Here is a 13,483-nt window from a genome sequence, read left to right on the forward strand (position 1 = left end):
CATGACAGCATGAGGAAAAGCGTAGGCGCTGGGTATGCGCACCTGTTGACGGTTCCCAATCCGCGGCATGTGGCCAGCCTGGTCGACTACTTTTCGCGGGGGTCAAAGCCGCGGTCCCAGTGGCGGTTCGGCATCGAGATCGAGCATCTGCCGGTGCGCAACGATGGGTCCGATGCCCCGGTTCCCTATGAGGGGGAGCGGGGCATCGAAGCCCTGCTGTCGGCCTTGGAGCCCTGCTACGACGGCGATAAGGAATACCGGGAGGATGGCCACCTGGTCGGGCTGAGCAGGCCGGGCTGCGTGGTTTCCCTGGAGCCCGGGAGCCAGGTGGAGTGCTCCCTGGGTGTGGTACGTGACAGCCGAGAATTCGAGGATCTCTACCGTCTCTTCCGTGCCGAGGTCGACCCCATTGCCGAGCGGCTGGGCTTCCGGCTGGTCGAGTACGGGTACCGTCCGGCTGGGTCCTACGCGGATGTAGGGGTCAATCCCAAGGAACGTTATGCGGTCATGAACACCTACCTGGGTCGCATCGGACAGTGCGGTCCCATGATGATGCGCAGCACGGCGTCCACCCAGATCAGCATCGACTACCAGGATGAGGACGATGCCATCGCCAAGATCCGTCTGGGCACGGCTGTCGGCCCCGTTTTGGCCTACTTTTTCCGCAACACCCCAATCTTTGAGGGCAAGCCCAATCGCATGCCCCTGCGGCGCCAGCGGATCTGGGACTGGCTCGACACCCAGCGCACGGGCCTGATTCCGGGGCTGTTCGAGGACGGCTTCTGCTGGGAGGACTATGCCGTGGACATGCTCTCCACCCCGCTCATGGTGGCCGATGTCTCCCACACACCGGAGGTGGAGGGGCCGCATGGGCAGCAGGTCTTCATCGCCTGGCACGAAAACGCCGGGGAGATCTATCCTGACCGTCGGCTCAACGATGCCGAGATAGCGCACATCCTGACCACCCACTTCAATGATGTCCGTCTGAAGAACTACATCGAGCTCAGGCACTGGGACTCCCTGCCCATGGAACGTGCCAGCCGACTTATGGACGTTATCGGTGGCATCTTCTACGACCCGGATCAATTCGCCGGACTTGTCGGTCTTTTGGACGGGGTGAGCGAGGAGGATGTGCTCCAGGCCAAGGCCGACCTGCAGGTTCGCGGGGGCCAGGCCAGCCCCTATGGCCGTTCCCTGGACTTCTGGCGGCAGGCGCTAGGTGCCGAGGACACTCTGGATGATCTTCCGGGCGATCCACGTCATCCCGATCTCTTCCAGTCCTGACGACTGTTTCGTTATGCGAACGGGCGGGTCCGGTTTCCTGAGGATGGTATAATCTGGTCACCAATGGGCCTTGATCCGTCATCAGCGGGGAGCCCTCGGAAGAACGGGATCGCCTGCGGCGGTCCTCAGTAGAACCGACGGGTGGGCCCGCACAGCCCAGTTCAAGCGGTCCGGCGCGGGTCATTGGCCGGGCAAGCGAGGTGGTACCGCGGTGGGCCCCATGGGTCCCTCGTCCTCGACATGGCGACATGAACGACCAGCGAGGAGCGTGAACGGTGAATCAGACCACTGATACCTCAGATGCGACAAATCGGGACGGCGAAGTCTATCCCAAGGCGGTGGTGGACCCGGCTCTGGCCAAGGTGAGGCCCAATCCCTCCTTCCCCCATATGGAGGAGTCCGTCCTGGACTACTGGGATCACGACGACACCTTCAACAAATCGGTGGACCGCCGACCGTCCGGCGACCATGCCGACAATGAGTTCGTCTTCTTCGACGGCCCGCCCTTCGCCAACGGCCTGCCCCACTATGGGCACCTGCTGACCGGCTATGTCAAGGATGTCATTCCCCGCTACCAGACCATGAAGGGCCACAAGGTCAAGAGGGTCTTCGGCTGGGACACCCACGGTCTGCCCGCCGAACTGGAGGCCCAGCGCGAGCTGGGCATCGACAGCGTGGATCAGATCGAGCAGATGGGCATCGAGAAGTTCAATGACGCCTGCCGCGCCTCGGTGCTCAAGTACACCAGTGAGTGGAAGGACTACGTCCACCGTCAGGCCCGCTGGGTGGACTTCGACCACGGATACAAGACCCTGGACGTCTCCTACATGGAGTCGGTCATGTGGGCCTTCAAGACCCTCTACGAGAAGGGTCTGGCCTACGAGGGCTACCGGGTGCTGCCCTACTGCTGGAAGGACCAGACCCCGCTGTCCAACCATGAGCTGCGCATGGATGCCGATGTCTATCAGGACCGGCAGGACACCACCGTCTCCGTGGCCGTCAAGCTCAGGGACGAGGACGCCTATGCGGTCTTCTGGACCACCACCCCCTGGACCGTCCCCACCAACCTGGCCATCGTGGTCGGCGCCGACATCGAGTACTCGGAGGTCAGCCCGGTGTCCGGGCCCTTCGCCGGCAAGCGCTTCTACATCGCCACGGCCCGTCTGGGCGACTACGCCAAGCAGCTGGGGGAGGGCTACCAGGTGGTCCGCACCCTCAAGGGCTCCCAGATGGAGGGCTGGCGGTACTGGCCGGTCTTCCCCTACTTCGCCGGGGAGCAGGCCGAATCCGAGGGCGGCACCCCCGGTCCCAACGCCTATACCATCTATACGGCCGACTACGTGGACACCGTGGAAGGCACCGGCCTGGTCCACCAGGCTCCCTATGGCGAGGACGATATGAACACCCTGAACGCCAAGGGCATCCGCAGCGTGGACGTCCTCGATGCCGGCGCCGTCTTCACCGAGCAGTGCCCCGACTACCAGGGCCTGCAGGCCTTCGAGGCCAACATGCCCATCGTGCGCAATCTGCGCGCAGGCGATGGCCCCCTGGCACAGATCCCAGCCGAGCACCGGGCTCTCCTTTTCCAGGAGAAGAGCTACGTCCACTCCTACCCCCACTGCTGGCGTTGCGGCACACCGCTGATCTACAAGCCGGTCTCCAGCTGGTTCGTCTCCGTGACGAAGATCAAGGACCGTCTGATGGAACTCAACCAGCAGATCAACTGGATCCCCGGAAACGTCAAGGACGGCCAGTTCGGCAAGTGGCTGGCCAACGCCCGTGACTGGTCCATCTCCCGCAACAGGTTCTGGGGCTCGCCTATCCCGGTCTGGGTCTCGGACGATCCCAAGTACCCCCGGGTGGATGTCTACGGGTCCCTGGATGAGCTCAAGAAGGACTTCGGCCGCTACCCGACCGATGACAAGGGGCAGATCAACATGCATCGGCCCTGGATCGACCAACTGACCAGGCCCAACCCGGACGACCCGACCGGCAAGTCCACCATGCACAGGATCACCGATGTGCTGGACTGCTGGTTCGAGTCGGGATCCATGCCCTTCGCCCAGTTCCACTATCCCTTCGAGAACAAGCAGTACTTCGAGGACAGGGATCCCTGTGATTTTGTGGTGGAGTACATCGGTCAGACCCGCGGCTGGTTCTACACCATGCACATCATGTCCACGGCCCTCTTCGACCGGCCGGCCTTCAAGAACGTGATCTGCCATGGCATCGTCCTGGGTTCCGACGGCCAGAAGATGAGCAAGCACCTGCGCAACTACCCGGATGTGAACGAGGTCTTCGACAAGTACGGATCCGATGCCATGCGCTGGTTCCTGATGAGCTCTTCCATCCTGCGCGGCGGCAACCTGGTCGTCACCGCCGATGGCATCCGCGACACGGTCCGTCAGGTCATGCTGCCGGTCTGGAGCTCCTACTACTTCTACACGCTCTACGCCAACGCGGCCAACAAGGGCGCCGGCTACCAGGCCCAGGCGCTGGCACCGGAGCGTGTGGCCGACCTGCCGGAGATGGACCGCTTCCTGCTGGCACGGACCCGGCGGCTGATCCAGTCGGTGCAGAAGGCCCTGGACGACTTCGCCATCTCGGAGGCCTGCGATGCGGTGACCGACTTCATCGATGTGCTGACCAACTGGTACATCCGCAACAACCGAGACCGTTTCTGGAGTGAGGATCACCAGGCCTTCGACACCCTCTACACGGTCCTGGAGGCCTTCGCCCGTGTTCTGGCCCCCTTGGCGCCCATGGAGGCCGAGCAGATCTGGCGTGGTCTGACGGGCGGCGAATCGGTCCATCTGACCGATTGGCCCTTCCTGGCCGATGAGACCACCGGGCGGGAGACTGAACTGGGACAGGTCCTGCGCGACGATCCTGCCCTGGTAGCCGCCATGGAGAAGGTCCGCGAGGTGGTTTCGGCCACCCTGGCCCTGCGCAAGGCCGAGCAGATTCGTGTCCGCCAGCCCTTGTCCCGGCTGACCGTGGTGGTCCGTGACCCCGACGCGGCCCGTCCCTATGTGGACGTGCTCAAGTCCGAGCTCAACATCAAGGATGTGGAGTTCTGCACCCTGGACCAGGCCGGTCAGCACGGTCTGCGGATCATCCACGATCTCAAGGTCAATGCCCGGGCTGCCGGACCCCGACTGGGCAAGCAGGTCCAGTTCGTCATCCGGGCCTCCAAGCAGGGCGACTGGTCAGAGCAGGATGGCCATGTGGTCGTCACTACACCCGACGGACCGGTGGCCCTGGAGCCGGGCGAATACGAGCTGGACAACCGGATCGAGCAGGAGGACGGCTCCCAGGCCGACCGCTCGGCCTCCGCAGCCCTGCCCACCGGCGGCTTCGTCATCCTCGACACCCAGCTGGACGACGACCTCCTGGCCGAGGGCTACGCCAGGGATCTGATCCGCCAGGTTCAGGATGCCCGGAAGACCGCCGGGCTGGACATTGCCGACCGGATTCGGCTGACCCTGACCCTGCCTGCCGAGGATGCCCCCAAGGCCCAGCAGTTCAACGACCTGATCGCCCACGAGACATTGGCCACCAGCCTGACCGTCAACGCCGGCGATCTGGACCAACCCCGGGTCGACCTGGTCAAGGCCTGACCATAGTCGCATAAAAGGGCTCCCATCCTGTATTGGGCGGGAGCCCTTTTCATTCGATTTGTCTGCTGGGAAGGCCGATTGCGTCAAAATCGGCCCTGCTGCTGGCAACGAAGCTTGCAGATCAGCCCTTGACCTTGTCGCTGACCTGATCCAGGGTCTGCATATCCTGGTCGCTCAGTTCCAGATGGGCAGCATCCAGGAGGGCAGGCAGCTGCTCGGGGGTGCGTGCAGAGGCGATCGGGGCTGCAATCCCAGGCCTGTGGTTGAGCCAGGCCAGGGCGACGGTGGCCAGTTCGACCCCGTGGGCCTTGGCGATGCCGTCCATGGCGGCGACCACGTCCAGTCCCTCCTGTGTAAAGAAGTCCTTGACCATGCCCTCGCGCTTCTTCCCCTTGAGGTCGTCCATGGTCCGGTACTTGCCTGTCAGGAAGCCCGAAGCCAGCGAGAAGTAGGGGAAGACCGCCAGATCCTCGTCCTTGGCGACCTGCATGAGGCCACCCTCATAGTCCTTGCGGTAGACCAGGTTGTACTGGGGCTCCAGGGCCACCGGCAGGGTCAGGCCCTCCTTGCGTGCGATGCTGAACCACTCGCGGATCCGGTCCGGGGTGTAGTTGGACAGACCGATGGCCCGGACCTTGCCCTCCTTGACCAGCTTGTCGAAGGCTGCCGCAGTTTCCTCCAGGGGGGTGGAGCTGTCGTCGAAGTGGGCATAGTAGAGGTCGATCACATCCAGGCCCAGCCTGAGCAGGGAGGCATCGGCGGCGGCTTCGATGTTCTTGGCCGAAAGACCTGAGTACTGGGGGTGCTGGCTGACTTTGGTAGCCACCAGGACCTTGTTGCGGTTGCCGTTCTTGGCCAGCCAGCGGCCCAGGACGATCTCGGACTCGCCGCCGGAGTGGCCGGGGGCCCAGGCCGAATAGACGTCAGCTGTGTCGATCAGGTTGCCTCCGGCTGCCGTGTAGGCGTCCAGGACCTGGTCAGACGTGGATTCATCGCTGGTCCATCCGAAGGTGTTGCCACCCAGGACCAGGGGGAAGATTTCGGCGTCGATGCCGCGTAGTTTTGCCATGTTCATCCTTTCGGGTTGAAGGCTTGTTAAGCCGAGTCTATTACGGCTTGTGCGCCCCGACCGATTATTCAGACGGGTCCTTCATGTATGGTGATGAGAGGAAAAGCCGGAATGGTGCGGTTTCCAGGTCCGGCATCCAAGGGTTTAAGCTCGAAGGAGAACACTCATGCATCTAGGCATCGCCATCGTGATCGCCGTGCTGGTTCTGGCGCTGATCATCTTCCTCCTGGGGATTTTCGTAGTGCCCCAGCAGCAGGCGGACGTCATCGAGCGCTTCGGCAAGTACCACCGGGTGGCGCTGGCGGGCATCCACGCCAAGATCCCCCTGGTTGACCGTATAGCCGCCAAGACCAACCTGAGGGTCAACCAGTTGAACGTCAAGCTGGAGACCAAGACCAAGGACAACGTCTTCGTCACCGTGGAGGTCTCCGCACAGTTCCGGGTGGAGGCGGCCAACGTGTCCACGGCCTACTACGAGCTGGTCGACCCGGCGGGCCAGCTGCGCTCCTACATGGAGGACGCCCTCAGGTCGGCCATTCCCGCCCTGAGCCTGGACGATGCCTTCGCCCGCAAGGACGACATCGCCTCCGACGTGCAGAAGACCGTGGGCCAGGAGATGCAGCGCTTTGGTTTCTCGGTCATCAAGACCCTGGTCACCGCCATCGACCCCTCCACCCAGGTCAAGCAGGCCATGGACTCCATCAACGCTGCCCAGCGCGAGAAGGAGGCCACCAAGGAGCGTGCCGAGGCCCGTCGGATCGAAATCGAGACCCAGGCCAGGGCCGATGCGGAGAAGACCAGGATGCAGGGCGAGGGCCAGGCCAACTACCGGCGGGAGATCGCCAACGGCATTGTGGACCAGATCAACAGCCTGCGGGCCGTGGGCATGGATATCGATGCCGTCAACAATGTGGTGCTCTTCAATCAGTATCTGGATGTGATGCGCTCGCTGGCGGAGTCCGGCAATGCCAAGACCCTGGTCCTGCCTGCGTCAACCCCCGGCGGGTATAACGAGCTCTTCAACCAGATGACCGCAGCGCTGATGACCGCCCAGAGCACCCAGGGCAGTGCGGATCCCCGGCACGGCCGCAGGAATGCGGGTACAGAGGGCGGGACCGGGACACCGGTTCTGTAAGGTCTTGTTCAGCTTTCCAGGAAGTCGGCTATAGCCTCGGCAGCCCGATAGCCCTTGTCGTACATGGCGTTGAGTCCCTTGAGAGACTTGCTCAGCGTGGTCAGCCCGCACAGACTGTCCGGGGCCAGGATGAGTACCTGGCCCTCCTTCTCGGCTTGTTTGGCCAGGGCCACCTCGTCGTTGTAGGTGCGATAGCGCTTCATCAGCCGCTCGCCAGCCGCCGGATAGGTCCTGGCCAGGATTCGGGCCGGCAGGACATCCTTCTTCTGCTCGCGCAGAATATCCCTCTGCCGTGTCAGGACCAGGACGATGCGTTCATAGCCCTCGTCCATGGCCTTGCGGACCGGGACCGGGTCCGCGATGCCGCCGTCCAGATAGGGCACGCCATCGATCATATAGGGCTTATTGGCCACCGGCACAGTGGAAGAGGCCTTGAGGACGTCATAGTTGTCCTGGGCCAGGTCCGACTTGTCGAAGTAGACGGTGGATCCGTCGGTGGCTTTGCAGGCCACTACGGTGAACAGGGCCGGGTTGGCCTTCAGAGCCTGGTAATCCAGCGGGCATTCCCCATCGTGGGCCGACAGTTTGCCATAGACATAGTCCAGGTCGACGAAGGTGTGCTTGGTCAGGAAGTTGCTTACACTCGCGTACTCCTTGCGGGAGGAATACACAGTGTAGAAGCGGTAGCAGCGTCTGAGCTGGCCCGACAGGAATGAAGCCAGATTGGCACTGCCGGCCGAGACCCCGTAGCAGTGATCGAAGGTGATGCCCTGCTCCATGCAGCGGTCGAAGACGCCGGCGCCGAAGATGGACCTGTAGCCGCCGCCTACGTCGATGACGGCTGTTCTTTTGCGTGCCATGGGCACCTCGATTCCTGACAGATATTCGCGCTTGATGACAGCTTATGCGTGAACATTGGACAAGCCGTTCAGGGGCGGCAGGAGGTCAGCAGCCGCTTGGACAGATCCAGCATGGCTGGTGAGGTGTCAGAGTTGGCGATTTGCACTCTTCCGGGGCCGGGGCCCGGGTTGAGGGCATCGGCTTGGGACAGCAGATCCTTCAGGTGGCGGGCCGTCCCAGGGTTGCCGTCGATCAGCGCCAGGTCCGGCGGGCAGATGCGGGCGATGGACTGGCGGAAGAAGACGAAGTGGGTGCAGCCCAGAACCAAAGCATCCAAATTCTGCAGATCATAGGGGTCCAAGTAACGATGCAGGGTGGCATCGACCAGAGTTTGATCCTTTAGCTTGTCAGACTCCACAATGGTCACCAGGTCTGGGCAGGGCTGGGTCAGAATGGTGTGCCTGCCGGAGAACCGTGCCATCAGGCGCGAGAACTTGGCCTCCTTCAAGGTCAGCGGGGTGGCCGTGACCAGAACCCGCTGGGGTCGGCCTCCGCCACGCGTGCAGGCCAGTTTCAGGGCCGGCTCCATGCCGATGACCGGGATCGGGTAGCGTTGGCGCATCTGATCCACGCAGACGCTGGTGGCGGTGTTGCAGGCGATGACCAAGGCCTTGACACCCTGGTCCATGAACCGGTCGCCGATGATCTGGCAGCGCTGGGCGATCTGGGCCGGTTCCTTGGTGCCGTAGGGGGCGTATGCGGAATCGCCGAAATAGAGCAGATTTTCCTGAGGAAGGAGGTTACGGATGGCTGCGGTGACGCTCAGACCGCCGAGCCCGGAGTCGAAGATCCCGATTGGTGCATCTGATGCCATGTGATCCGCTCCTTTCGCAGCCGAAAAACCAGCCTAGCCTGTCGCCGAAGGGCCGTACGCTACAAGCATGAGTATTCCCCGGACTGTATACAAAATGCAAGCCACCGGCAACGATTTCGTGGTCTACGCCGATCCCCGGGGGGATCTGGAGCCCACGGCCGACCAGGTGCGATGGCTGTGTGACCGGCATTTCGGGGTCGGAGCTGACGGGGTCATCCGGCTGACCCATCCGGCCGATGTCAGCGACCTGAGCCAGGAGCAGGTGGATACCTGCGACCGTTTCGGCTGCCAGTGGTTCATGGACTACCGTAACGCGGACGGTTCCTTGGCCCAGATGTGTGGCAACGGGACGCGGGCCGTCACGCTCTTCGCCCAGAAGCAGGGGCTGACCCCGACCATGGAGGGCTCCTCCTTCCTGCTGGGGACCCGGGCCGGGGTCAAGCGAATCGTGTCGCGCAGTCCGATGAAGAACGATGGCGAGCATGTGTTCAAGGTCAAGGTCGGGGCCTGGCGGATGGGACCGGTAGGGGACCAGCTGGTCGACGGCGGGGCACTGGGTGGCTCTGCTCCAGGCACCATGGTGGATATGGGCAATCCTCACGCAGTCGTTCTGAACTCGGTCGCTGCTGAATCGGAGGCCGGTGGGCTGCCCGGGACGGTGACCGACCTGCTGGCCAGGGCTGATCTGCCTGCCCTGGGTGATCTGGACCTGTCGATCCCGCCGCGGGTCAGGCCTGGGTTGGATGAAGGGCAGAATGTGGAGTTTCTGCGTCTGGATGCCCTGGATGATGAGCATGGCGGCGGGCGGGCCACGATGAGGGTCTATGAGCGTGGCGTCGGGGAGACCCTGTCCTGCGGGACCGGTCTGTGCGCCAGCGGCGTGCTGCTACGTGCCCTGACCGGGGTCGATCACTGGACCATCCAGGTGGGTGGGGGCCGTCTGAGAGTGGACGTGGATTCGCAGGATGTCTGGCTGACAGGACCGGCCAGAATGGTCGCCCGTCTGACCCTGGAGCATGTTCCCGGCTGCTGATCAGCCGAAGAGGGCGGATCCCTCCACAGCCAGGACGATGGTTGCCAATGCGACCAGCCAGATTAGGTCGACCATCAGATCGAAGTGCCGCTGGTAGTAGATCTGCAGCCATCCCGACCTCTTGCGCGGAAGACCCTGCTGGGTCACCGTGGCGTGGCTGAAGGCCATGAATTGCAGGCTGGTGGCGAAGGTCATGACCAGGCACCAAGGGCAGAGGGCGTGGATGACGAAGAGCGACTGGGTGAACAGCCAGAGCGCATAGGCCAGGGCGGCGACCGAGGCCAGCCAGGTCCCAGCCGCCAACAGCGCGGGCATCCTGATCCGGCACAGGCCCACCACGGCCAGCGTCAGGAAGACGGACTCGGCAATCAGTCCCAGGAAGGCATTGGGGACCGGCAGCGTGCCCAGGCGAATCAGCTCGGCCTGGGGGGACTGGGCCACGGCAGAGCAGGAGACCACCGAGTTGATGTCACAGCTGAGCTGGCCCTGGGGGTGACGTGCCAGCTGAAGGGTTTCCGCTGACAGGACCAGGCTGGCGTAGAGCGCTGCGAGCGAGGCCAAGGCGGCAATCAGATAGCTGGAAGGGGTTGACGAGGTCGGTTCGCTCATGGGGTCCATCACCTCAATGGTCGGGAAGGTTCTCTGAGACGGGAACGCGTTCTCGAGTTTAGGATGGAGGCATGACGCATGAGGATACTGCCACGGTCTCCGGCTGGGACCTGCACTGCCACACCGTCTTCTCCGACGGCACTGTGACGCCCCGGGGGATGGTCGAGCAGGCGCAGCAGCTGGGACTGGAAGGTCTGGCCATCACCGACCATGACACCAATGCCGGGTGGGATGAGGCCCGTCAGGCGGCCAAGGCCCTGCGAATGCCCCTGCTGCCAGGCACCGAAATCACCGCGCAGGATGGCCGTGTCTCGGTCCACATGCTGGCCTACCTCTATAATCCGGAGGATCCGGTAATCGCCGGTCTCTTCGCCAAGACCAGGGAGGCCAGGCTGACCAGGACCAGGATCATGGTGGAGCGGATCTCCCGGGACTATCCGATCACCTGGCAGGATGTGCTGGACCAGGTCAAGGAGGGGTCGAAGACCACGGTGGGGCGTCCGCATATCGCCGATGCCCTGGTCAAGGCCGGTGTCTATGCCGACCGGAGTCAGGCCTTCGCCGGGGTCTGCTCCTCCGGAAGCACTTACTACCTGCCTACGCCCTCGCCGACCACCCATCAGGTGCTGGAAGCGGTCAACCATGCGGGTGGTGTTCTGGTCATCGCCCACCCCGGTGCCGTCAGCCGCAATCCTGTTCTGCTCTCCGACCGGCAGATTGCCGCACTGGCTAGGGAGGGGCTGGGCGGCCTGGAGGTCTGGCACCGGGACAATCCTCCTGAGCAACGTCGACGGCTGCTGGCCCTGGCCCAACGCTGGGGGCTGCTGGTCACCGGAGGATCGGATTGGCACGGCCAAGGCAAGCCCAATCGCATGGGGGAGAACAGCACCAGTGGCGACGTGGTGGCCCGAATCGTGGCCAGGGCCCGGGGGAGCCGTCCTGTGGCCTGGAAGGGTTAACCGATATGGATGGGGGGCGGTCGGACCACAAGGATCCGGCCGCCCCCGTCAGGCGATCACAGCCTCAGTCGGCGGAGCCTCCCAGAACGCCGAAGCCCACCGGATGGGTGGTGTCGGAACCGACCACTGCGTAGCCCAGGGACTCCTTGGGGACAATGATGTGCCGACCCTTGTCGTCCACCAGGTCGATGGGTCCGCCCTCGTTCAGGGCCTGGGTGATGTGGGCAGCCACCTCGTCCGCCTTGGCATTGGTGCTGAAGTTGACCGTGCGGGCCACGTTCTTGATGCCGAATTCGATATCCATTGCTACCTCCAAGGTTGTTCTCCGTCGCCCAGACCTGCCGGTCCGCGGATCTTCCGGTCTCATTATTCGCTGACCCAGGTGATTACGCTCTAAGCGTCTCCCTGATGTTCCTCTAGGGCAGAGCCGGTTTCCGACGGGGATGCCGATGCCTGCCCGTCTGCTGTGAGCGTGGGGGTCTGCTCGGGCTGGGGTTTTCTGGGAAGGATGATGGTCTCTGCCTGATCGCTTGCCAGGGCTTGAGCTGGTGGGGCATCATGCGGCTGGGGAGCGGCTTCTCCCGGCACAGGGGTGTTCGAGGGCTGGTCGTCTCCGGACGGGTCTGCGGACGAGCCGCTTACCGCAGCCTTTGGCTTTGTTTCGCCATCCGCATCCTCGTCACTGGTGGCTGGGTTGCCGATGCCGCGGAAGTGATCGCTCAGGCCTGATGCCTCCTCCTGGGCAAGGTGAGGAACAGTCGGTGGCTTGGATTGATCGTCGGTGCCAGTGTCTGTGCTCCGGGACTGCCTGATGGGCTTATTCCTGGCATCGGAGTGGTCCATGGCGGTCTGGGCCAGAGCCAGGTCAGCCATTTCCACCCTGCTGATGGCGATGGTGGCCGAGTTCTCATCCGAGGCATTCGTCGAGGCGGGGTCCGGCTCTGGAGCCGGTTTCTCCTGTACTTTGGCTGCAGAGGGGGCTTCAGCCTTGTCGTCGCCCAGCAGGGTGCCGACAGTGATAGTGGAGGGCGCGCCGGCGGTTGAAGAACCGGGCGTCTTCTGCTGCCGACGGGCGCGCTGGCCCTGCTCGTGGTCGCCCAGCTGCTGGGCCAGACGCTCCACTTGTGCCTTGAATTGGATGATCCGCTCGTTGTCCGCATGATCCAGGGCGGTGATGAAGTCGCCCACCTGCTCCATCTGCAGCCAGAGATTGGCCCGGAGCATGATTAGGTCGTCCAGCCGGGCCCCCATCATCCTGCCGTAGGCTGCAATGACTGCGTTGCGGCGGGACCCGTCCAGTTTGGCGAAGATCCAGGCCAGGTCGCGGGCAGGATCGTTGATCTGCATGTCCTGCCAGCCGTAGACCCCGCTGAGCCCGGAGCCTGTATAGAGCAGATCACCGTCGGAGAAGCCCCCGTGCACGGTGCATGTTTCAAAGGACCAGAGCCCGTCGGTCGCCACGATGGAGGCCCAGGAATCGGTGATTTCCTTGGGCACGTGGCCGTCCATGCGCAATCGCTTGATCCATCCCCGCAGTTGGGCCGCAATTTGGGCGGTTGAGAAGGCCGGATAACCGTGGGTTTTCAGAAAATCGGGGCGCACCCGGTGGATGGCGCCGATGGCGGTGCCCGCGGCGGTGCATTCGTTCAGGGTCAGCAGATGGAGGGGACGGATTCGGCCTGGGCAGTGGGTCATGACGGCAACAGCGGTGGTGCCGGTCGGGCTGTCCGCCCTCTCGCCGGGCTGGTAGGCCAGGATGCGCTCGACCCGGAAGCCCATGGCCGCCATCTCCTTGGCATCGGTCAGGGCCTGAGCCGCCTTGACCCGAGCGCCCAGCCGACGTTTGCCGGCCTCCGAGCTGGTGGCCCAGACGTCGTAGACGTTGCCGGTCGCGTCCTGGACCACGGCGCAGTCCACGCCCTGTGCGCGGTCCAGGCTGCTGAGCTGGTCGCAGTCCCGCGCGCCGGTCATGGGCACCTCGGGCATGGCGGCCGACGCCAGGGCGGCCAGGGTCAGCTTCGTTCGTTCAGTCACATTCTCAAGGATAATACAAGGACCGT

General features: G+C 63.7%; 11 protein-coding genes. 5 read left to right on the top strand and 6 right to left on the bottom strand.

Going from position 1 to position 13,483, the window contains the following annotated elements; all coding sequences use genetic code 11:
- The first annotated feature begins 9 nt into the window (after positions 1-9).
- Complete coding sequence (locus H3S97_RS03690) at positions 10-1,284, top strand: glutamate-cysteine ligase family protein (RefSeq protein WP_198219687.1); 1,275 nt, start codon at positions 10-12, stop codon at positions 1,282-1,284.
- 275 nt (positions 1,285-1,559) lie between these two features.
- Positions 1,560-4,904, top strand: coding sequence for a mupirocin-resistant isoleucine--tRNA ligase (gene ileS / locus H3S97_RS03695; RefSeq protein ID WP_198219688.1), 3,345 nt, complete (start codon positions 1,560-1,562; stop codon positions 4,902-4,904).
- 121 nt (positions 4,905-5,025) lie between these two features.
- On the opposite strand, the gene H3S97_RS03700 is transcribed toward ileS, so the two are convergent.
- Positions 5,026-5,973, bottom strand: a complete 948-nt coding sequence (locus tag H3S97_RS03700) for an aldo/keto reductase (protein ID WP_198186895.1) — start codon at positions 5,971-5,973, stop codon at positions 5,026-5,028.
- A gap of 166 nt (positions 5,974-6,139) precedes the next feature.
- Between H3S97_RS03700 and H3S97_RS03705 the strand changes: the two genes are divergently transcribed.
- Positions 6,140-7,108, top strand: coding sequence for an SPFH domain-containing protein (locus H3S97_RS03705; protein ID WP_198176730.1), 969 nt, complete (start codon positions 6,140-6,142; stop codon positions 7,106-7,108).
- An 8-nt stretch (positions 7,109-7,116) separates the two neighbouring features.
- Here H3S97_RS03705 and H3S97_RS03710 read toward each other — a convergent pair whose 3' ends face one another.
- Complete coding sequence (locus H3S97_RS03710; protein ID WP_198219689.1) at positions 7,117-7,968, bottom strand: patatin-like phospholipase family protein; 852 nt, start codon at positions 7,966-7,968, stop codon at positions 7,117-7,119.
- A gap of 68 nt (positions 7,969-8,036) precedes the next feature.
- Positions 8,037-8,822 (bottom strand): glutamate racemase, encoded by a 786-nt coding sequence (murI, locus tag H3S97_RS03715; RefSeq protein ID WP_198219690.1) that lies wholly within the window; start codon positions 8,820-8,822, stop codon positions 8,037-8,039.
- A 67-nt stretch (positions 8,823-8,889) separates the two neighbouring features.
- On the opposite strand from murI, the gene dapF reads away from it, so the two are divergent.
- Positions 8,890-9,855: a diaminopimelate epimerase gene (gene dapF, locus H3S97_RS03720; protein ID WP_198219691.1), complete on the top strand. Its 966-nt coding sequence runs from the start codon at positions 8,890-8,892 to the stop codon at positions 9,853-9,855.
- Here the strand turns inward: dapF and H3S97_RS03725 are convergent, their stop codons facing one another.
- Positions 9,856-10,464: a vitamin K epoxide reductase family protein gene (locus tag H3S97_RS03725; RefSeq protein WP_198178951.1), complete on the bottom strand. Its 609-nt coding sequence runs from the start codon at positions 10,462-10,464 to the stop codon at positions 9,856-9,858.
- Positions 10,465-10,535: 71 nt separating this feature from the next.
- On the opposite strand from H3S97_RS03725, the gene H3S97_RS03730 reads away from it, so the two are divergent.
- Positions 10,536-11,423 carry a PHP domain-containing protein gene (locus H3S97_RS03730; RefSeq protein ID WP_198219692.1) on the top strand — a complete coding sequence of 296 codons (888 nt, stop codon included), beginning with the start codon at positions 10,536-10,538 and terminating at the stop codon, positions 11,421-11,423.
- Between the two features lie 64 nt (positions 11,424-11,487).
- Here the strand turns inward: H3S97_RS03730 and H3S97_RS03735 are convergent, their stop codons facing one another.
- On the bottom strand, positions 11,488-11,727 hold the full coding sequence (locus H3S97_RS03735) for a DUF3107 domain-containing protein (RefSeq protein ID WP_198178955.1): 240 nt from the start codon (positions 11,725-11,727) through the stop codon (positions 11,488-11,490).
- A gap of 89 nt (positions 11,728-11,816) precedes the next feature.
- The gene (locus H3S97_RS03740) at positions 11,817-13,457 is read right to left on the bottom strand and encodes a phosphotransferase family protein (protein WP_198219693.1); all 1,641 of its coding nucleotides are present in this window, start codon (positions 13,455-13,457) and stop codon (positions 11,817-11,819) included.
- Between the last annotated feature and the right edge of the window lie 26 nt (positions 13,458-13,483).

Origin of the sequence: Bifidobacterium choladohabitans (assembly GCF_016102005.1) — a bacterium.
GTDB classification, from domain to species: Bacteria; Actinomycetota; Actinomycetes; order Actinomycetales; family Bifidobacteriaceae; genus Bombiscardovia; species Bombiscardovia choladohabitans.